The sequence below is a fragment of the Geodermatophilus obscurus genome (assembly GCF_900143215.1).
GTDB lineage: Bacteria > Actinomycetota > Actinomycetes > Mycobacteriales > Geodermatophilaceae > Geodermatophilus > Geodermatophilus obscurus_A.
In genome coordinates, this window is record NZ_FRDM01000012.1 from 101,559 (window position 1) to 120,963 (window position 19,405).

General features: G+C 71.9%; 19 protein-coding genes and 1 pseudogene. 9 read left to right on the forward strand and 11 right to left on the reverse strand.

Annotated elements, in window-relative coordinates:
• Position 1: 1 nt before the first annotated feature.
• From dut to BUB17_RS13420, 3 genes are all read right to left on the reverse strand, one after another.
• Positions 2-496: a dUTP diphosphatase gene (dut, locus tag BUB17_RS13410; RefSeq protein ID WP_244277200.1), complete on the reverse strand. Its 495-nt coding sequence runs from the start codon at positions 494-496 to the stop codon at positions 2-4.
• Positions 497-578: 82 nt separating this feature from the next.
• Positions 579-1,478 (reverse strand): hypothetical protein, encoded by a 900-nt coding sequence (locus BUB17_RS13415; RefSeq protein WP_072918708.1) that lies wholly within the window; start codon positions 1,476-1,478, stop codon positions 579-581.
• A 142-nt stretch (positions 1,479-1,620) separates the two neighbouring features.
• Complete coding sequence (locus BUB17_RS13420) at positions 1,621-1,923, reverse strand: DUF4193 domain-containing protein (protein WP_012948011.1); 303 nt, start codon at positions 1,921-1,923, stop codon at positions 1,621-1,623.
• Positions 1,924-2,243: 320 nt separating this feature from the next.
• Between BUB17_RS13420 and BUB17_RS13425 the strand changes: the two genes are divergently transcribed.
• Entirely contained in the window at positions 2,244-3,290 is a 1,047-nt protein-coding gene (locus tag BUB17_RS13425) for a phosphotransferase family protein (protein ID WP_072918709.1), read from the forward strand.
• 59 nt (positions 3,291-3,349) lie between these two features.
• A complete protein-coding gene (locus BUB17_RS13430; protein WP_072918711.1) occupies positions 3,350-3,889 on the forward strand; it encodes a LytR C-terminal domain-containing protein in 540 nt (179 codons plus the stop codon).
• A 109-nt stretch (positions 3,890-3,998) separates the two neighbouring features.
• Here BUB17_RS13430 and BUB17_RS13435 read toward each other — a convergent pair whose 3' ends face one another.
• Entirely contained in the window at positions 3,999-4,814 is an 816-nt protein-coding gene (locus tag BUB17_RS13435) for an inositol monophosphatase family protein (RefSeq protein ID WP_072918713.1), read from the reverse strand.
• Positions 4,815-4,872: 58 nt separating this feature from the next.
• On the opposite strand from BUB17_RS13435, the gene ppgK reads away from it, so the two are divergent.
• Both ppgK and BUB17_RS13445 read left to right on the forward strand, forming a co-directional pair.
• Entirely contained in the window at positions 4,873-5,616 is a 744-nt protein-coding gene (ppgK, locus tag BUB17_RS13440) for a polyphosphate--glucose phosphotransferase (protein ID WP_072918714.1), read from the forward strand.
• A gap of 299 nt (positions 5,617-5,915) precedes the next feature.
• Positions 5,916-7,205 (forward strand): RNA polymerase sigma factor, encoded by a 1,290-nt coding sequence (locus BUB17_RS13445; protein WP_072918715.1) that lies wholly within the window; start codon positions 5,916-5,918, stop codon positions 7,203-7,205.
• Between the two features lie 317 nt (positions 7,206-7,522).
• Here BUB17_RS13445 and BUB17_RS13450 read toward each other — a convergent pair whose 3' ends face one another.
• The 6 genes and pseudogenes from BUB17_RS13450 to BUB17_RS13475 all read right to left on the reverse strand — a co-directional run bounded on the left by BUB17_RS13450 (position 7,523) and on the right by BUB17_RS13475 (position 13,242).
• Positions 7,523-8,893, reverse strand: a complete 1,371-nt coding sequence (locus BUB17_RS13450) for an FAD-binding oxidoreductase (RefSeq protein ID WP_072918717.1) — start codon at positions 8,891-8,893, stop codon at positions 7,523-7,525.
• A 577-nt stretch (positions 8,894-9,470) separates the two neighbouring features.
• Positions 9,471-10,751, reverse strand: a complete 1,281-nt coding sequence (locus BUB17_RS13455; protein ID WP_072918719.1) for a glycosyltransferase family 4 protein — start codon at positions 10,749-10,751, stop codon at positions 9,471-9,473.
• Between the two features lie 212 nt (positions 10,752-10,963).
• A complete protein-coding gene (locus tag BUB17_RS13460) occupies positions 10,964-11,302 on the reverse strand; it encodes a DUF6221 family protein (RefSeq protein WP_072918720.1) in 339 nt (112 codons plus the stop codon).
• A gap of 206 nt (positions 11,303-11,508) precedes the next feature.
• Positions 11,509-12,488: pseudogene (locus BUB17_RS13465) on the reverse strand (IS256 family transposase); the annotation flags it as partial.
• A 172-nt stretch (positions 12,489-12,660) separates the two neighbouring features.
• The gene (locus BUB17_RS13470; protein WP_072918722.1) at positions 12,661-12,912 is read right to left on the reverse strand and encodes a hypothetical protein; all 252 of its coding nucleotides are present in this window, start codon (positions 12,910-12,912) and stop codon (positions 12,661-12,663) included.
• Between the two features lie 105 nt (positions 12,913-13,017).
• On the reverse strand, positions 13,018-13,242 hold the full coding sequence (locus BUB17_RS13475; RefSeq protein ID WP_072918724.1) for a hypothetical protein: 225 nt from the start codon (positions 13,240-13,242) through the stop codon (positions 13,018-13,020).
• Between the two features lie 1,236 nt (positions 13,243-14,478).
• On the opposite strand from BUB17_RS13475, the gene BUB17_RS13480 reads away from it, so the two are divergent.
• The 5 genes from BUB17_RS13480 (at position 14,479) to BUB17_RS26150 (ending at position 17,383) form a co-directional block, all read left to right on the forward strand.
• A complete protein-coding gene (locus tag BUB17_RS13480) occupies positions 14,479-14,889 on the forward strand; it encodes a hypothetical protein (RefSeq protein WP_141243020.1) in 411 nt (136 codons plus the stop codon).
• A gap of 152 nt (positions 14,890-15,041) precedes the next feature.
• Positions 15,042-15,329, forward strand: a complete 288-nt coding sequence (locus tag BUB17_RS13485; protein WP_072918729.1) for a hypothetical protein — start codon at positions 15,042-15,044, stop codon at positions 15,327-15,329.
• Positions 15,330-15,771: 442 nt separating this feature from the next.
• On the forward strand, positions 15,772-16,047 hold the full coding sequence (locus BUB17_RS13495; RefSeq protein ID WP_072918730.1) for a hypothetical protein: 276 nt from the start codon (positions 15,772-15,774) through the stop codon (positions 16,045-16,047).
• A 284-nt stretch (positions 16,048-16,331) separates the two neighbouring features.
• Entirely contained in the window at positions 16,332-16,868 is a 537-nt protein-coding gene (locus tag BUB17_RS13500) for a carboxymuconolactone decarboxylase family protein (RefSeq protein ID WP_072918732.1), read from the forward strand.
• Positions 16,869-16,981: 113 nt separating this feature from the next.
• Positions 16,982-17,383: a hypothetical protein gene (locus BUB17_RS26150; RefSeq protein ID WP_141243021.1), complete on the forward strand. Its 402-nt coding sequence runs from the start codon at positions 16,982-16,984 to the stop codon at positions 17,381-17,383.
• A 500-nt stretch (positions 17,384-17,883) separates the two neighbouring features.
• Here the strand turns inward: BUB17_RS26150 and BUB17_RS13505 are convergent, their stop codons facing one another.
• The gene (locus BUB17_RS13505; protein ID WP_072918734.1) at positions 17,884-19,227 is read right to left on the reverse strand and encodes a GntP family permease; all 1,344 of its coding nucleotides are present in this window, start codon (positions 19,225-19,227) and stop codon (positions 17,884-17,886) included.
• Positions 19,228-19,405: the final 178 nt, after the last annotated feature.

The following is a 19,405-nucleotide window of genomic DNA, read 5'->3' on the forward strand; positions in this document are numbered from 1 at the left end:
GTCAGTCGGTTCCCTTCGCCGAGACGGGAGCGTGCCCGCCGGTCGACCCGTGGCCCCCCACCCCGCGCACGCTCTCCGGCAGCTGCTCGACGGGCACGAAGCGGGCGCGCACCACCGGTTGCACCACCAGCTGGGCGACGCGGTCGCCGCGGCGCAGCGTCAGCGGCGTGGCCGGGTCGAGGTTCACCAGGTTGACCTTGATCTCCCCGCGGTAGCCGGCGTCGATGGTGCCCGGGGCGTTGACCAGCGACAGCCCCACCCGGTGGGCCAGGCCCGAGCGCGGGTGGACGAACCCGGCGTAGCCCTCGGGGATGGCGACCGCGACCCCGGTGCCGACCAGTGCCCGCTGCAACGGCGCCAGCTCGAGGTCCTCGGCGATGGCCAGGTCGGCCCCGGCGTCCCCGGGCAGGGCGTAGGCGGGGACGGCGTCCTCCGGGGAGGTGAGCCGCACCGGGACCTCCACCTCGGGAACGGCGGGGAGGGAGGGGTCGGGCACGTCCGCGACCCTATAAGGACCCCCTTGCCCCAGCCCCTCACCAGCTCGGGCCGGGACGCTGCACAGCGGCCGGGTCCTCGCCTCAGGAGCGGGACCGGCGCAGGTCGGCGAGCACCCGGCGGGCCAGCGTCTCGGTGGCCCTCCGGTTGGCCCGGCCGCCGAGCGCCGCACCGACGAGGAAGGGGGCCGCGCCCGGGACGCTGCGGGCCATCCGCCGGGTCATCCGGCGGCTGAGCGTGCGCAGGCCGGCCGAGCCGAGGACGACGCCCAGGCCCGGGACGACGGCGTCCTCGACGGCTCGCTGCCGGGTCCAGCTGGACAGGTAGGCCAGTGCCCGGTCGCGGGCGTCGCCCGGCGCGGGCCGGCCGTACAGCTCGTGCAGCTCGCCGAGCAGGACGACCTCGACGGCGGCGGTGAGGACCGTCTCGGCGCCGAGCTCCAGCGGCAGCGCCAGCAGCGAGGGCGGGGCGATCCAGTGAGCCGCCGACAGCCCGCCGGTGGCCGCGCCGATGCCCGCCGTGAGCTTCGCGGCCCGCGCCACGAGCGCGTCGGCGATCTCGTCGTCGGAGGCGCCGGGGTGGACCGCGCGGAGGCGCCCCGCGTCGCGGATCGGCAGCCGCGGAGCGGCAGTGGTCAGCAGGTCGCCGAGCAGGGCACCGGGGGTGCGGGTCCCACCGCCGCCGTCCGGACCGGACCGCGGCCCGCCCGGTTCCGCGGTGCCGCGGCCGGCGCGGGCCCCGGCGGCCGCGACCGCGGCGACGACGTCGCGCAGAGTCGCCGCGGTCGAGCGGCGGCCGTCCGGCGCGGCCTCGGTCGTCCCGCCCACCAGACCGGACGCCGCCTCGGCCAGCAGTCGGCCGGCCCGTGCGAGCGGGCCCTCCTCCGCGGGCGGGGCCGTGGGTCCACCGGCCGCGCTGGCCGCGACCGGTCGCGGCGGCGGGACGTCCCGCGCCGGACCGGTGCGCTCCCGGTGATCGGTCACTGGCCCTCATCCCTCCGGTCGACGTGTCGTGGTGCGGCCCCGTTGCAGGGTCCCGCCGCGAGCCTGGTGAGGTACTGGAACGGCCCCGCGTCAGGGTCCCGTCCCGAGCCTGCGAGGGGACGGGGGGACGCGGGGTCCTTCATCAGGCGGCGCAGTCGCGGCAGAACAGCTGGTCGCCCTTGGTGGCGGCCAGCCGGCTGCGGTGCTGCACCAGGAAGCAGCGCGAGCAGGTGAACTCGTCCTCCTGCTTGGGCAGCACGCGGACGGTCAGCTCCTCGTTGGACAGGTCGGCGCCGGGGAGCTCGAGGTTCTCGTTGAAGTCGGTCTCGTCGACGTCGACCGACGAGGACTGAGCCTCGGCGCGGCGGGCCTTGAGCTCCTCGAGCGAGTCCTCGCCGAGCTCGTCGGCCTCGTTGCGGCGCGGGGCGTCGTAGTCGGTGGCCATGGGAAGTGCCCCTCCTCCGGGGTTCTCGCGGGCGCGGCGCCCGCAGTTGTGCAGCGGCGCGCTGCGGCGCCGTTGTGGTGTCCGGTCGCCGGGGCGACCGGGGGTCCGGGGACCGGTGACCGCAGGGCGGGCACCGGCCGGTGCTCGTACGACCGCGCCGCCGACCTCACCGGCGGACGGCGGGGCACACCGGCACGGTCTGACCGGCGGACCCCCCAACGTCGCGCGGCCCCCGTTTGTGCCCGGCGCGCGAGGGGGGACCACCTCACGGCCGGACCGTGTCGGACGGGGCGCGAAGCGCCAGAGGTTACCCTGCGCCCGTGTCGACTCCCGTGGGTGCTGATCCGGCCGTCGTCGGGCCCTACCTGGCCTCCGTCCTCGGCGACGAGCGGTGGTCCAGCGTTCGCGTCGATCTCATCGCCGCGGGCATGTCCAACCTCACCTACGTGGTGACCCCGGAGGGCGGTTCGGACGACGACGCGGTCATCCTCCGGCGGCCGCCGACCGGCGCGGTCCTCGCCACCGCGCACGACATGGCGCGCGAGCACCGGGTGGTCTCCGCGCTGGGCCGGACCGCCGTCCCGGTGCCGCGCACGCTGCACCTGTGCACCGACACCGCCGTGCTCGGTGCGCCCTTCTACGTGATGGAGCGGGTCGTCGGCCTGCACGTCGTCGACCGGATCCCGGCCGGCTACGCCGACGAGCCGGCCCAGCGGCGGGCGATCGGCGAGGGCCTGGTCGACGTCCTGGCCGACCTGCACGCCGTCGACCACGAGGCGGTGGGGCTGGGCGACTTCGGCCGGCCCGAGGGCTTCATGGCCCGGCAGGTGCGCCGCTGGACCCAGCAGTGGGACGCCACCCGCGACCGCGAGCGACCCGGCCTGGACGCCCTCGCCGCCCGCCTGGCGCAGACCGTGCCCACCACCCAGCGCGACGGGATCGTCCACGGCGACTTCCGGCTGGACAACTGCCTGCTCGACCCGCAGACCCCCGGCCGCATCCGCGCGGTGCTGGACTGGGAGATGTCCACCCTCGGCGACCCGCTGGCCGACCTCGGGATGCTGCACGTCTACTGGCCGCAGGCCGGTGAGGAGAGCGTCGCCGGGCAGAGCACGGTGACCGCGCTGGAGGGCTTCCCGACCCGCGCGGAGGTCGCGGCGCGCTACGCCGAGCGCAGCGGCCTGGACCTCACCGACCTGCCCTGGTACGTCGCCTTCGCCTACTTCAAGTTCGCCGCGATCGTCGCCGGGATCGTCGCCCGCTCGGCCGCCGGCGCCATGGCCGGCAAGGACACCGCCGGGTACGCCGACCGCATCGACCCGTGCGTGCAGCGCGGACGCGCCGCGCTCGACGACGGTGCGATCTAGGTACCCCGCGCCGCCCTAGACTCCCGGCCAACGCCAGGAACCGAGGGGGACCAGAGCCCGTGAGCGCGCCGCCCACCGACCGATCCGCGGTCCGTCCCCGGAGCGGCCGCCGGCCGATCCCGCCGCTGGTCTTCCTGCTGGTGCTCGCCCTGGCCGCGCTGGTCGTCTGGTGGAACGTCTTCGACACCGAGGGCGAGCTCGAGGCGCAGGAGGCCGAGGCGTGCGCCAGCGCCTCGGCGGCACCGCCCTCGCTGGACCCGACCACGGTCACGCTGCGCGTCTTCAACGCCACCGACACCGGCGGCCTGGCCCAGGAGGTCGCGGCGTCGCTGCAGGAGCGGGGCTTCGTCGTCGAGGAGATCGCCAACGACCCCACCGAGCGTGAGGTCACCGGCGCCGGCGAGCTGCGGCACGGGCCGCGCGGCAACGAGGCCGCCGCCTACGTCGCGCTGTTCGTGCCGGGCGCCGGCGACTTCCCCGACACCCGGGCCACCGCCACGGTCGACTTCGTGATCGGCCCCGAGTTCACCGGTCTGGCGTCGCCGGAGGACGTCGAGGCAGCGCTCGGCGCCGCCGCCAGCGCGACCGCCGCCTGTTGATCGAAGGACTGCGCTGCCCCCCGCCACTCACCGGCCCCGTCCGGGGCACCGCCCCGAGCCTGCGAGGGCTGGGGAGGACGGGGCCCTCCTGCTGGACGGGGCCGTTCCCTCAGCTGCGGGCGTGCAGCCGGGCGAGCAGGGCGAGGAACTCGTCGGCCACCGACGGCGCCACGGCGATCCCCAGGGGCTCGGCGAACGGCTGCCCCGCCAGGCCGGTGACGACCACGCCGGCCTCGGCGGCCACCAGGGCGCCCGCGGCGAAGTCCCACCGGTTGAGGTGCATCTCGTAGTAGGCGTCGACCCGGCCGGCGGCCACGGTGCACAGGTCCAGGGCGGCCGAGCCGTGCCGCCGGATGTCGCGGACCTGCGGCAGCAGCCCGGCGACCACCGCGGCCTGGGCGCGGCGCTGCTCGGCACGGTAGCCGAAACCGGTCGCCACCAGGGCCCGGTCCAGCGAGGCCGGCCGGCTGCCGGTCAGCCGCACCGGGTCGGCACCGGGGAGCGTCAGGTGCGCGCCGCCGCCGGCGATGGCCGAGAACAGCTCGCCGGTGGCCGCGTTGAGCACCACGCCGGCCACCGCCTGCCCGTCGACCTCGGCGGCGATGGAGACCGCGTACGCGGGCAGGCCGTAGACGAAGTTGGTGGTGCCGTCGATGGGGTCGACGACCCAGCGCACCCCGCTGGTGCCGGTGCGCTCGCCGCCCTCCTCCCCCAGCAGCCCGTCGTCCGGGCGGGCACCGAGCAGCCGGCCGGTGACCAGCTCCTCGCAGGCGCGGTCCACCGCGGTGACCATGTCGACCGGGCTGGACTTCACGTCGACCTGCTCGCCGGCCGAGGCGCGGCCACGCGCGACCAGGTCGGCCGCCTCCCGCGCGGTCGCGACGGCGAGGTCGAGGAGGGCGGCGGGCTCCGGCGCGGTGGTCACGGGTCGATCCTGCACGAGCGGGGCTGCCGCCGACCGGAGCGATCACTACCCTGACCGCGTGCTCGGGTTCGGCGTGGACATCGGTGGCAGCGGCATCAAGGGGTGCCTGGTCGACCTGGACAAGGGTGAGCTGCACGGTGAACGGCTGCGCATCGAGACGCCGCAGCCCTCGCTGCCCGATCCGGTGTACGACGTCGTGGGGCGGATCGTCGACTCCTTCCGGTGGGAGGGCCGCATCGGCGTCACCTTCCCCGGAGTGCTCAAGGGCGGGGTCGCGCGCACCGCAGCGAACGTCGACAAGAGCTGGCTCGGCACCCACCTGGCCGAGGGGCTGGCCTCCCGGATCCCCGGCACCGTGCAGACGCTCAACGACGCCGACGCCGCCGGGATCGCCGAGATGCGCTACGGCGCCGGCCGGGACAAGCGGGGCGTCGTCCTCATGCTGACCTTCGGCACCGGCATCGGCAGTGCCCTGTTCACCGACGGCGTCCTCGTGCCGAACACCGAGTTCGGGCACATCGAGGTCGACGGCGAGGACGGGGAGAAGCGCGCGTCGGCGTCGGCCCGGGAGCGCGAGGACCTCAGCTACCCGCAGTGGGCCAAGCGGGTGGACCGCTACCTCGACGTCCTCGAGGCGGCCGTCTGGCCCGACCTGATCATCGTCGGCGGCGGGGTGAGCAAGAAGGCGCACAAGTGGGTGCCGCTGCTGTCGACCCGCACCCCCGTCGTCCCGGCGGAGCTGCTCAACGACGCCGGCATCGTCGGCGCGGCGCTGGCGGCCGAGGAGCGCATCGGACAGTGACCGTCTCGGCACCCCGCCGCCGGGTCGTCACGGAGGGTGAGAACGCCCCTGGACCTGGTGTGCTCCCCCCAGGTCGGGGGGCACCGCCTCCCGTGAACCGGTGGACCGACCGGAACCCGCCGTTACAATGGAAGAGCCTCGCCCCCGTCGCTCCCCAGCCGAGAGCCATCCCCCGCCTGCGCACCGGTGAAACCCGGGCCGCCCGTCGGGTCCTCTCCCGCTCCGGACGCCGGCCGAGGCCGCTGCCCGGGGACCAGACGGCCCCCCGGGGAACGCACCCAGCACGGGAAGGAACCTGAGTGCCCGCCGACCAGCCAGCACCGGCCAAGGCCCCCGCTCGCAAGCGGACGGCCAAGAGCGCGGCGAAGCCCACCGCTGCCAAGGGCGCCCGCAAGCCCGCCATCACGCCGTCACCGGGCGGCGGCGAGGGGGCCGTGCTCACCGCCGTGGCCTCCGAGACCTCCACGGTCGCGGTGGTCGACGCCGGCGGCGAGGGCCTGAAGCTCGATGAGACGGTCGTCGCCACCCCCGACGGCGTCGCCGAGGCCCCGACCGACTCCGAGGTCGCCGCCGCACCCGAGGAGACCGCCGAAGGCGGCGACTTCGAGTGGGACGACGAGGAGGAGTCCGAGGCCCTCCGTCAGGCCCGCAAGGACGCCGAGCTCACCGCCTCGGCCGACTCGGTCCGCGCCTACCTCAAGCAGATCGGCAAGGTCGCGCTGCTCAACGCCGAGGAGGAGGTCGACCTCGCCAAGCGCATCGAGGCCGGCCTCTACGGCGCCGAGCGGCTGCGCCAGGCCGAGGAGGAGGGCCAGAAGCTCTCCCCGCAGATGCGCCGGGACCTCAACTGGATCGTCCGCGACGGCGAGCGCGCCAAGAACCACCTGCTGGAGGCCAACCTCCGCCTCGTGGTCTCCCTCGCCAAGCGCTACACCGGCCGCGGCATGGCGTTCCTGGACCTCATCCAGGCGGGCAACCTCGGCCTGATCCGCGCCGTGGAGAAGTTCGACTACACCAAGGGCTACAAGTTCTCCACGTACGCCACCTGGTGGATCCGGCAGGCGATCACCCGCGCCATGGCCGACCAGGCCCGCACCATCCGCATCCCGGTGCACATGGTCGAGGTCATCAACAAGCTCGGCCGCATCCAGCGCGAGCTGCTCCAGGACCTCGGGCGCGAGCCCACCCCGGAGGAGCTGGCCAAGGAGATGGACATCACCCCGGACAAGGTGCTGGAGATCCAGCAGTACGCCCGGGAGCCGATCAGCCTCGACCAGACCATCGGCGACGAGGGCGACAGCCAGCTCGGTGACTTCATCGAGGACTCCGAGGCGGTCGTCGCCGTCGACGCGGTGAGCTTCACGCTGATGCAGGACCAGCTGACCAGCGTCCTGCAGACGCTGTCGGAGCGGGAGGCCGGCGTCGTCCGGCTGCGCTTCGGCCTCACCGACGGCCAGCCGCGCACGCTCGACGAGATCGGCCAGGTCTACGGCGTGACCCGCGAGCGGATCCGGCAGATCGAGAGCAAGACGATGTCGAAGCTGCGCCACCCGAGCCGCTCGCAGGTGCTGCGCGACTACCTCGATTAGGCGCCGGCCGCCTGCTGACCTGTTCTGGCAGGTCAGCAGGCGGGTCGCGGTGTGGGGCGGCGCTCAGCTCCGTGCATGTCGCTGGTGGTCCCATGTCGCTGGTGGTCCGTGGAACATGGGTGGCAGCCTCGTCTCGGGGTGGTGTCGTCGGCTGACAGTGAGGATGTAGACGAGGCCTGCCAGTTCTTCCGGTGGCCGATGGCGTGCTCTACGCGGTTCCCTGCGCGGAGGCGGCCCGGCGATCGGCCTCGTGCCCCGCGGCAATGGAGGGAAAGCCGGGATCTGGTTCTTCCGCCGGGTCATGGCGGGACCGACGGTCATTTCCCTCGGCCGGCAGGGATGGGGTGGTTGCCGCGGATCAGGTCCGTGGGGTCGTAAGCGCGCTTGACCCGGCGCAGCCGCGCCCACGTCGACTCGTCGAAGAACTGGCGGGCATCGGCGGGTTCCTCGACGAAGTTGGCGTAGTACCCGACGCGGTGGTCGGCCAGAGATGCGGTGACCCCCTCGAGGGCTGCATCGACGGCGCGGGACGACGCCTCGTCGGTGACCACGCCCACCCCGAGCACGCAGAGCTCGCCAGGCAACGTCGCCACAGCCCCTGCCCCCGACGGAGGGCGGCCCAAGGCTCCACCCATGTGTCGGAGCTGGGCGATGGCCAGCGGTGCTCCCGGCCGCATGTCGACGGCCGCGACGAACTCGTCGATCGCCTTCGGCGGCAGCGCTCCGACGAGCTGGTGCCCAGTGCGGTAGGGCAGCGGCAGCGGCGGATCCATCGCCAGCTCGCTGAGCCCGACCGGCGGCACGGTCGCGAAGGTGTCGATCTCCGGGCCGAGTGCCACCAGGTCGCGCAGCAGATCACGGCCGACGGCCGCCTTCCCGAGGAACGCGCCCGTCACGACGGTGAAGGCCCGACCGCGCAGTGGCGCGGGAATCGCCTCCTCGGGCGGAAAGTTCATCAGGGCGGTCCAGGTCATGAGCTCGTCCGGGAGGCACGGGAGGAGCCCGTGCCAGGTGTGCAGCACCTCCGAGGCACGCCCGGCCGGGAAGAACAGCGCTCCGGCGTACAGCTCCTCCACGGGCTGCACCGCGAATTCGACGGCGGTGACGACGCCGAAGCTCCCCCCGCCGCCGCGCAGCGCCCAGAACAACTCGGGCTCGCAGCTGGAGTCGGTGCGCACCAGCTCGCCGTCGGCCGTGACCACCTCGAGGGCCTGCACGGCGTTGCACTGCAGCCCGTGCCGGCGGGCCAACCAACTCACCCCGCCACCGAGCGTGTACCCGACGATCCCCACGTCGGGCGATGAGCCGTGCAGGGCGGCCAGGCCGAGTTCGGACAGACGTGGGACCACGTGCTCCCACTTCAGGCCCGCGCCGACCCGCACCCTGTGACCGGCCGGGTCGATCGACAGGTCGGTCAGCCGGGAGGTGTTGAGCAGCAGCGTGCCGTCGAGTGCGCCCAGGGGCCCAGCGTTGTGTCCGGTGGACTGGGCCGTGACCCGCAATCCGCGGCGGCGCGCGTACCCGATCGCCGCCGCGACTTCCCGCTCGTCACCGGGACAGGCGATGGCAGTCGGTTGCTGGTCGACCAGCAGGTTGAAGACCTGCCGTGATGCGTCCCAGCCGGCATCACCCGGATGCAGGATCGGGACCGCCGGGGACTCCGGTTGCCGGAGGTCGAGGGTGGACATGACTCCTCCTTGACTCGCGCTCTCGTCGGGACGACGTCGACTCAGAGCGCGTCGACTGCTGCACGGATACGGGCGGAGGAGTGGGCACTGCAGGATGACGGCGTGTCGCGCCGGGTGACGTCCCCGCTGGTCGTGTGACGACCTCGTGCATGGTCAGCGGGAGGGCCTGCTCGTGAGGAGCGGGGCAGGGCCGGAGGGTGTCGCGGAGCCTGTCCGGAGCCGCCGCGGTCGCCGATCGCCGGGCGACCGGACTGTCCCGGGAGGTCCCGGCTGAGCTGGCCGCCGAGCCGGGCCCGCGCTGGCAGGCACGCCAGGACGCGCGGCGGGCCGATCGGCCGCGCCGGTGGGCGATCGGCCCGGCGCTCGGCACCGTGGGGTGCCCGGCATGGGATGGCATCCGGCCGGCGGAGCCGCTCGGGCCCCGCCGCGCTGGTCGGTGCACGTCGACCGCCCATGACACCTCCAGCGAGCACGGGCCACCCGTGGGAGCGCGCACCTCAGCGCGCCGGCCCGCTTCCTGCCCGCTGGGTCCACCGGGCGGTCAGCGGATCGCCGGCGAACTCGCGGGTTCCGCTGGTCACCGTCCCGCTTCCGGCCCGTCGTCTCCGGCCCCAGCGGCGAGCTGGCGTATGCGGCCGGCCACGTGGTCCCAGCTCCACCGCCGTACGGCCGATGTGCGGGCTGCCTGGGAGAGCGCTCGCCAGGACCCGGCGTCCAGGTCCAGCAGCTCGCGCAGCCGAGTGCGGAGGTCCTCGGCGTTCCCGCTGGTGAAGGACGCCAGGTGCCGCAGGTGCGGCGGATACTCGACCTCCAGGCCGGCCGCGATCTCGGCCAAGCCGGAGTGCCGGGCGACCAGCGGAGGTGAACCACAGGCCGCGGCCTCCGCAGCCACCATGCCGAACGCCTCGGGAAAGACCGACGGGACGACACTGACGTCGGCCAGCGGCCACAGGTGTGCCAGGTGGCGATGCTGCAGCGGGCCGGTGAACAGGACGTCCGGGCCGGCCAGAGCCGCCAGCTCGGCACGGGCCGGGCCGAAGCCCACCACCACCGCCCGCGCGTCCACCCCTTGCAGCGCTTCCAGCAGCAGCCAGACCCCCTTCTCGGCGCTGAGGCTGCCGACGTACAGCACCGTCTTGCGGTTCCCGCTCAGAAACTCCGCCAAGCGCTCGGCGTTGCCCACGTCGGGCAACCGCTCGTCGTGCCCTCCCGCCGGATGAGCCGGATCCCGCCGGCTCTCCTCGACGAGCGCGGCCAGGGCAGCGGCCCGCTCGCGGGGGCGCAGCGCCTCGACGTCCACGCCCGGAGGGACGACGGCGACCCGCTCGGGGTCTACGCCCACGAGCTCGCCGAGGACACCGGACACGTGGCGAGACCCGGCCAGGACGACAGCCGCGCCGGGGAGTGTCTGCCCGGCCCAGGCGCACAACTCGGCGTTCCCCCGCATGGCGAACTCCAGTTCCGACCCGTGCGCCTTGACGACGTACGGCAGCCCGGACGCCGCCCCGACCGGAGCACCGAGCAGCACGTGGTTGACCAGCAGGAAGTCCGCGGGGCCCTGCGCTCGTACGGCCGCCGCGTTGGCCGCCACGAACGCCTCCCGCTCAGCGGGGCTCATCTCGGTCAACAGCCGCGGCTGCACGTCCTCGTACGGTCCCATGACGAAGACCGGGAGCGGCCCGGGCAGACTCGGCCGGACGACCGCGGCGCCGCCCAGGTCGTAGCGCTCGGGATGCGGCTCCTGGCAGAGGACCACGACCTCGTGGCCCATCCGACTCCACGCGCGAGCGAGTTCCCGGGTGTAGACGTTGGAGCCGCTGCCCTCCAGGAGATAGCCGTGCCAGATCAGGATGCGCATCGGATCAGAGTGCGTGACGGACGCCTCCGCCGGCCGGTGTTCCGCCGACTAAGTTCCGGCTGATGATCAACCCGTGACCATGCAGCGGCCGGTGCGTGGCCATGATGCCGACTGAGTAGTTGGCTCGAGCGCTGCTGGGGTGCTTCGACTTCTATCCGTGGCGACACTGTTTCCGCTTCCGATCCGGCGCAGCGGTCGCTGCAATCTGGACTTTATGGCCGCCATGACTCATCGAAATCCGGGTGATCGGCGTAGGGCAGGGCCAGTAGACGCACGATGGCGTCTGTGTGTATGCGGAGCAGGAGCGCGCCCGGTTCATGGGAATCGACGCCGCAGAGTCTGATGATCCGCCGCTTGCTCTCACACTCGGCGAGGACGCGTGCCGCCATCGACCGCACGTCACTCCAGCTGTGCCCACCGGGAACGAGCCCACCCAACCACTTCACATGACGCAGAGCCGGCTCCATCCCCTGGGCGTGCCTCAGCAGATCACGAGCTGCCGCCTCCTCCTCGGCAATGCGGGCCAGGATGAAGTCGGCGAGGTCGCTCATACGTTCATCCTGGCGTCACGACTAACGACTTAGCATGGTTAGCTCGACGGCTTGCTCGTGCCGGGGCCAAGACGGGGCACGATTGTGGTGCGTCGAGGAGTTTGGCCCGTGCCGCCGCTGTCGCCGATCGCCGGGTGACTGGCCTGTTGCGGCCGCGGGTCGAGTCCCTCGGCGTGGTATTTGGCGGCTGCCGCGTGATCCTCGGTCTTGGGAAAGGCGGTGAAGGCCAGCACGTCAGGCCGGGCGCCTCGAGGTGGGCGGCCACCTTCGGCAGCTTGTCGGCCAGGGCGGCCAGCACGTGGTCGAACTGGGCGTGCACGGAGGCGGCGTCGGGTTGTTCGTAGACCGAGTGCAACAGCGCCCGCGCCCAGGTCCAGGCGTTCTTCGGGCAGACCGCCATCAGGTTGCCCGCGTAGTGGGAGCGGCAGCGCTGCCACCCGGCGCCGGGCAGGGTGGCCCCGATCGCGCCAACCAGCCCGGCGTGCGCGTCGGAGGTGACCAGCGCCACGCCGGTCAGGCCGCGGGCGGTCAGGTCGCGGAAGGACCCGAGCCAGCCGGCGCCGTCCTCGGCGCTGGTGACCTGCAGGCCGAGGATCTCCCGGTGCCCGTCGGCGTTCACCCCGGTCGCCACCAGGGCGTGCACGTTCACCACCCGGCCGCCCTCGCGGACCTTGAGCACCAGGGCGTCGGCGGCCACGAACGTGTACGGGCCGGCGTCCAGCGGCCGGTGCCGGAAGTCGGCGACCTGCGCGTCGAGCTCCTTGGCCATCTCGCCCACCTGCGACTTGCTCAGCCGGGTGATCCCCAGGGACTCCACCAGCTTCTCCATCCGCCGGGTGCTCACGCCGAGCAGGTAGCAGGTGGCGACCACGGTGGTCAGCGCCCGCTCCGCCCGCCGGCGGCGCTCCAGCAGCCAGTCCGGGAAGTACGAGCGCGACCGCAGCTTGGGGATCGCCACGTCCAGCGTGCCGGCGCGGGTGTCGAAGTCCCGGTGCCGGTAGCCGTTGCGCACGTTGGTGCGCTCGGACCAGCGGGCGCCGTACTCCGCGCCGCAGACCGCATCGGCCTCGGCCGACATCAGCGTGTTGATGAACGTGGTCAGCATCTGGCGCAGCAGATCAGGACTGGCCTGGGCCAGCTGCTCGTCCAGAAAGCGGGCAGGGTCGATACTGCTCGGAGCGGTCATCGCGTCGAACTCCTGGGGCTGTGAGAGGTATCCAGAAGATCACGCGGTGGCCGCCTTCACGTGCAGGGCCCGCTGCTCACCGGGGCCGTCGCACACCACCTTGGTGGACGCCACTCAGACGTGTGGTCTTTCGTGGTTCCGGAGGCGTTTCTGTTGGCCAGTCCGATCGCGGTCAAAATCTGACGTGGGTCAGCCCGAGGCAGATCCAGCACAGCGGCCATTCCTCATCCCCGTCGTCGGGCCAGCGCCAGTCGCGCGGGTCGAGCAGGGTCACCGGGGCCAGGCACAGGGCCCGGCCGACGATCAAGCCGGGGTCGCTGACCGCATGCAGCCGACCGGAGGGCATCTGGACGACCTCGCCGGACCAGTCCCGCGGTGCCATGCGGTCGGTGCCGACCGTCCATCCACTCCTATTGACCCTCATCCGGGATCCCTCACCGACCCCGCCCGGTCGAATGCGCCCGCCACGCCCGCGATACGACGACCACCAGGACGAAGCCGGCCAGCCGCTCCACCAGCCCTCGGTGCATCAGCCGGCCCGATGGTGGCGACCGGTTGGCGGCGACTCACCGCGCGCCTTGGAGCCGGCATCACGGTCATGCGCCAGCTGCTGCATGGTCGCGGACTTCTGCGTGATCTCCTCGCGCAGCGCGGTCAGCCGGGCGTACTCGTCGCGCAACCAGATCACCCCCAGCAGAAAGCCCGCTGTCAGCAGGACGAGCGGCGTGAACACAGCGAGGAGGAACACCAGCATCAGTCGTCACTCCCGCGTCGAGAGTTTCGGCCTGTGTGTCGGTCGAGGTCCATCCCGTACAGCTGACTCATCTGGTTCAAATCCTCGTCGAGCGCGGAGAACCCGGCCGTCAGCGCCACGTCGACACGGGCGCGCATCGCTCCTCTGACGGGCACGCACCATCTGCTGCTTGAGCTCGTACGAGCACCTCCCCTTGATCGGGCGGGGAGCGGCTAACACAGCCGACCCCAACAGGACACTGCAATGGACACCCCTACCGGCAATGGCAGCGCATCGGCGCACGCTGCTATCAGCCCTCGACCGATCGCGGCGGCCACACGCACACGTGCCATTGCTGTACCAAGCCACAGCCGGGATCCGCCGTCTCGTCACCTGACTGGGATGGCACCTCCGGCGGAAGATGTGACCCGCCCACCGCCCGAAGGGACGCGGCGGGGCGCCTCGTACGGCGGCGGACACCGCCGGCAGTCTGGAGGGCACGAGGGCGGACGGCCCCGGGGAGTCGAGGACACGTCGGCGGTCGCACGGGCCTGTGCCACGGAGGGGCCGCACTTCGGTCCGCGTCTCGCCAGCCGGCAGGACCGTGAGGCTCCGCCTCGCCGGAGCGCCCGAGCACCTTGCCGAGCGCCAGACACACGAGTACTGCGACCACGGTCCAGACGAGGAGACCGCCCGCGATCCACAGGACCCGCACATCTCCTCCAAGGCACCTGGACGACGAGCCCTCGCCGCACGATCACGGCTCGCATGGATGTGGGTCACATTCAGGTGAACCACCCGGGTGAACACGGCAGCCGAGTGCCACGCATGTGGAGACGGCTCGCGCACGACAGCCCGCCAGGGCTGCAAGCGTGATCCAGGACCAGCCGGACGAGGCAGCGTCGACGAGAACTCGTTACACCGGGCCGTGGCCGCCCTGCCAGCGCAAGCGGCCATCGTGATGCCGCTCGTCCCCGCCTCCTGCCCGTGTGGCGGTCGAGGATTCGTCCCACCGGTCAACCGTCTCATTCGGCAGGACACTGCTCAAGTGTTTGAGACGAAAGGTTCAGTTCCCTGGACGCCGACGCGAACCAATGATGTCTGGCGCGCGCTCCAGTCAGCGGTCGGAGCCGCATGCACTCAACCATGCCGTTGTGACTATCCGTGATGATGCAGAGTTGTTGGCCAGACAAAAGCGGTGCTGGAAGCCGTGAGGTGTGCGACGGCGCGAGTAGTCGGACTACGATCCGTCACTTGATGGACGCCTTTCAGCGAGCGGTGGCCGAGGCGCGACGCCAGCTCATCCACGACGAGGGACACAACGTCTCTGTGCGGGAGTTGATCCGCCGCGCGGGGTTCGACGACACCCGTCGGGCCTCTGTGGCGCGCCATCTCAACCCCAACCAACTGTGGCCCAAGGGGCACAAGGTGCCTCCGGACATCGTGCGGGCGCTCGCCGCCGTCCTTCCGATCAGCGAGTCCGACTTGATGAAGGCCGCGCAGGTCGCGGCCGGCTACCAGGCGCGCGGCGACGAGCAGCGGGACCTGGGGTTCGAGGTAGCGCGGTTTCTCGGGGACGAGGAGGTCCCGGAGGAGGAGAAGGCGCGGCTCCGGGCGCGGCTGCTGCAACTCATCGCGGAGGACCTCCAGCGATCCCGCGGGGAGTGACCCAGCCGCGGGAGCCGTGCAGGTACTTCCCTGCGTCCTCGACCCCCTCATGCGCCACCTTGTAGCGGCCAACTCGCATCAGTACCGTGAGTGTCTGCTCGACTCCGCGTTCGCCTCTGACCCCGGCGGACGGTTCCCCAGAGGACACTCTCTTGACCTCATTCGCGGACGAGGCTTGCCTCGAGGAACTCATCGCCGCCTTGTCCGGCTCAAGCGGACTGACGTCCGGCTCGTACGACCGGACCCTCTGCGGCGGCTCCGTCGAGTTGCGCTCCCGGCCCTTGGGAGACAGGGCCGTGTGCGCAGCCATCACGGTCAACGGCGTCCTGTGGGTGTTCATCGATCCCGACAAGCCCGACGTGCTGGAACAGGCCCGGGACATGCTCATCGAGGGGCGCGCGTGCTCCAGGTCATCGGCGCCACCCGAGGCCAGTGCCTGAGCGTCAATGGCCTTGATCGGCCTCGTCCCGGCTGACCGACCCTGCCGGCCAGGCGGCGCGGTCAGTCTTTCGCCCCGTCGGTTAGGAGGACTCCTCCCGCGGGGCAGTTGTCCACAGTGAATACGTGAGGCCCGAGCGGCCGGCCATCGGGACCACGGCTCTTCGCCGGCATCCCGATCCCTCGGCTCTCGTTCACCGTGAGGATCCTGATTGTCGCGTAGCGAAGGCCGTCGTGCCCTCCAGCGTCCTCACCAGCCCCTACAGGGCCGCCAGCGTGGCCTCCGGTGACGTCCCCGCCGGATGTCGGGAGTCCGCGTCCCTGGGGGTGCTGACGAACAGGAGACTTCATTCAAGAGAATCCGTGCAGGGCTGCCTCGCTGGAGATGAACTCAAGGGAGGGACGCGGCCTCGTCCCCATGACGGCCGACCGCTCCCTGATGGCGTGGCGCGGCTTGCCGCGCACGAGTCGTGGGCCAACACGGCCGACCCCAGTGGGCGGACGGCGCCGGCACGTCGCGTGCTGCTGGATCGTTCCGAGCGCCAAGTCGACCCCGACGGGGTGCTGTCGCCGGCCGAGCGGGCACACCGAGCCGGGCACGCTCGCAAGGCCTACTTCGTGTGCCTCGCGCTGCGGTCGGCACAGGCGCGATGCAAGACGCCCGCCGTCGAAGATGTGGACGGCGGTCCGAAGGGTCTGGACGAAGATCGGCCGCAGTAGTCCGGCGCACCGACGTCGTCGGTGTCCTACTCCACCCCGAAGCCTTGCCGCGCCCCGCCGGCGCCGTGCTGGTTGAGGCCCACGGCGAACAGCACGTCTCTGACCGCCGCTACCTCTCCGAAGGCTCCATGGCCCAGCGCGACTGACCGGCCACGGAGGTGGCGCAGCCGGCCCTGATCGCGTCATAGTCACCCCACCGCTGACCAACACGGTGAGGACTACACACATCACTCAGCGGGACGTCACCTGATTCAGCATGCTTCGGGACTTGGAAACCTCACCCCATGCCTCATCTGCTCTCGCTTCCCGACGACGCCATTCTGGCCGATGTGTTCCGGCGGTTCCCCGACCACGCTGCACCGTTGGCCGACTACGTACAGCGGCTGATGCGCGGACCCTCGCCGCTGTCAGTGGCTCAACGCGAGCTCATCGGGGCCTACGTCTCGGGACTGAACGCCTCGGGGTATTGCCAAGGCGTGCACACCGCAATCGCGGCGTCCCAGGGAATTGAGGAGCAGTTGGTCGCTGCGCTGATCGACGATCTCGCCACGGCGCCGGTCGAAGAGCGGATGCGCCCCGTGCTGGCCCTGGCGCGCACGCTGACCCTGACCCCGGCGAAGGCCGGTGACGCCGAGGTCGCGGCGGTCTACGCCGCCGGCTGGGACGAGCGGGCCTTGCACGATGCGGTGAGCGTCTGCGGACTCTTCAACATGATGAACCGGCTGGTCGAGGGCCTGGGCATCACCGGGACGCCGGAGCAGCACCGGGCGGCGGCGAAGCGGCTGACTGGTCCCGCCGGGTACATGATGACCCGACGGTGAGCATGGCTGGGCAGCCTGTTGATGAGGGGCTGGGCTCGGTGGCGACGGGCGTGATCATGGGCCCGACGATCTTCCTGCCTTGAGTCCACTCACGACCTCGTGCATGGGTTAGCGTGACGCCTTGCTCACGCTGCGGTGAAGGAGGGAGCAGGGTCGAAGCGTGTCGAGGAGTCTGCAAGGCCCGCGACAACCCGGTCGAGGCGCTGGTCTTCACCGACCCGGCCGGGCGGCTGCTGTTCTGCGGATTGACCCTCTCCGGCTCCCTCCCCAATCTGACCCAGGCCTGCCAGGCCAACCTGGTCGAACTCCTGGCCGTCATGCCGGGCATCACCCTGCTCCCCGACACCGGCTACCAGGGCCTGAGCGCCCAGACCGCCGGTGCGGTGCTCACTTGGCGACCGGCCCGGCGGAAGAACCAACTACCCGTCCCACCCGCTCTCGCCGCGGCACACGAGGCCGCACGCCAGACGCACGCGTGCAGCGGATCCGCGTCTAGCACGGCATCAGCTATCTGAAGCACTGACGGGCCATGACGCGGCCCTGGACCGACACGAGCACTTCGACACCATCCTGCCCGCGGTCGCCGGACCGGTCTTCGCTCAGGAACGAGCCCCACGACCTGACCAGCTTCACAGCCCACCGAGAGCTCCACCGTCCGGCACCGCCGTAGTTGCACCCGCCCTGACCGGGTCAACGACCACCCGCCGCTCACCATGCACGAGGTCGTTGGAAGCAGAGCGCCCGTGACGTTGCCGGCGCTGAACGGCCTTGCGCATCGACGAGGCGCTGAGCCGGGACATTGAGGACTCGACGTCGGGAGAGCTACCGGGTGCCGAGGGACCTGTCGGCCCAACGGCGCATCGACAAGGGGCCGGAGACGCCGGCCTCAACGCTGCGCTTGCGGAGCGACCGCGATGAGGATTGCTCCCCATCCAGCATGTCCCTTATGGCGCAGCTCGCGGATCGCTTCGGCGATCATCGGCCATCCGGTCTGGGCACGCTGTCCACCCTCGCCCTAGGCGATGAGCGCCACCGCCATGACCATCGGCAGCGAGACGACCGAGGCCACCGAGGTGACCATCGTCAGGGTCTTGAAGGTGCCCTGGGTGGACAGCCCGAGCAGCGACTTGAACATCCAGAAGAAGTTGCTGTTGACCTGCAGGGCGAACATCGCGCCCGAGGCGATGGCCAGACCGATGACCAGCGGCGCGACGTTGATCGACCCGAGCACCGGGCCGATGATCCCGGCGGCGGTGATGGCCGCCACCGACACCGACCCGATCGCCAGGTGCAGCACCGCCGCGATGAACCAGGCGAGCAGGATGCTGAGGATGACCGGTGCCCCCGCGTCGGCGGAGAACAGGCCGGCCAGGATCGTGTCCAGCCCGGTCTCCCCGATCACCGCACCCAGCGACCCGCCGATGCCGGTGATCAGCAGGATGGCGCCGGTGGTGTGGAAGCCCTCGCTCATCGCGGTGTCCGTGCCCGCCGAGCCCAGCGCGCGCCGGCACAGCCCGTAGGCACCGACCAGGCCGACGAACAGCGCGAAGTTCGCGTCGCCGAGGAAGGCGATGACGTCGTTGGAAAACTCCAGCAGCTCGGCGAAGGCACCGAACGCGATCAGCACCAGCGGCACCAGGATGGGCAGCAGGCAGACCAGCAGCGCCGGCGCCGCGCTGTCGTCCTCGACCAGCTCGGTGGTCTCCTGCTCCACCATCGCCTCATCGACGTGTTCGTCCCTGGCCGGATTCCAGTACCGGCCGCGCAGCAGCACCCGGAAGACCAGCGTCGTCACGAGCGCGGTCACCGGCCCCAGCACCAGGCCGTAGAGCAGCCAGGTGCCCAGCGGAATCTGCAGCAGGCCGGCGATGGAGACCGCGGCCAGCCCCGGAATCACGAACACGTAGCCGGCGAAGATCCCGGTGCCCAGCGCCCCGGACATGTGCGGCAGGCCGGTCCGGCCGATGAACGGCGCGGTCGAGCGCGCCACCGGAGAGGCCAGCACCACCTGCACGTCGACGTAGATCGAGGGGAAGATCGTCGCCATCGCCGCCGTCATCGCGTACGGCAGCCGGGGCGCGCCGACCCGGTCGACGAGCATCGTCACCATCTTCCGGAAGGCGCCCATCGCGTGCAGCATCGCGCCGATCAGCACGCCGAAGCCGATCAGCAGGCCGACCTCGCCCATGATCTCGCCGAAGCCGGTGGTGATCGCGGTCAGCGTCGCCGTGAAACCCACCCCGGTCGCCAGGCCGAGATAGAGCGACCCGATGATCAGCGAGATCACCGGGTCGATCCTGATCCTGATGATGAGCAGCACGATGACGGCGATGGCTATCGCGGTGTGCAGCACGACCATGACCTGCTCCTCCCGATACGGGGAGTGGCGAGGTCACGCGCCGTCGCCACATGGACTCCACACCATGGCACCGATCGGGCCGGTCGAGCGGTTCGGCGCGGATTCGATGCGCCCGGCGGCCGGCCCGGATCGCCACCGCCGCCGGGTGGCCGCCCCCGCCGGGACAGTTCCGCCCCCC

What these genes read in the sequence shown, in the direction of transcription:
- BUB17_RS13420 (WP_012948011.1), bottom strand. Translation starts at nt 1,923, where the DNA reads ATGGCCACCGACTACGACGCCCCGCGCCGCAACGAGGCCGACGAGCTC.
- BUB17_RS13450 (WP_072918717.1), bottom strand. Translation starts at nt 8,893, where the DNA reads ATGTCCACCCTCGACCTCCGGCAACCGGAGTCCCCGGCGGTCCCGATC.
- BUB17_RS13455 (WP_072918719.1), bottom strand. Translation starts at nt 10,751, where the DNA reads ATGCGCATCCTGATCTGGCACGGCTATCTCCTGGAGGGCAGCGGCTCC.
- BUB17_RS13460 (WP_072918720.1), bottom strand. Translation starts at nt 11,302, where the DNA reads ATGAGCGACCTCGCCGACTTCATCCTGGCCCGCATTGCCGAGGAGGAG.
- BUB17_RS13470 (WP_072918722.1), bottom strand. Translation starts at nt 12,912, where the DNA reads ATGAGGGTCAATAGGAGTGGATGGACGGTCGGCACCGACCGCATGGCA.
- BUB17_RS13475 (WP_072918724.1), bottom strand. Translation starts at nt 13,242, where the DNA reads ATGCTGGTGTTCCTCCTCGCTGTGTTCACGCCGCTCGTCCTGCTGACA.
- BUB17_RS13480 (WP_141243020.1), top strand. Translation starts at nt 14,479, where the DNA reads ATGGACGCCTTTCAGCGAGCGGTGGCCGAGGCGCGACGCCAGCTCATC.
- BUB17_RS13500 (WP_072918732.1), top strand. Translation starts at nt 16,332, where the DNA reads ATGCCTCATCTGCTCTCGCTTCCCGACGACGCCATTCTGGCCGATGTG.
- BUB17_RS13505 (WP_072918734.1), bottom strand. Translation starts at nt 19,227, where the DNA reads ATGGTCGTGCTGCACACCGCGATAGCCATCGCCGTCATCGTGCTGCTC.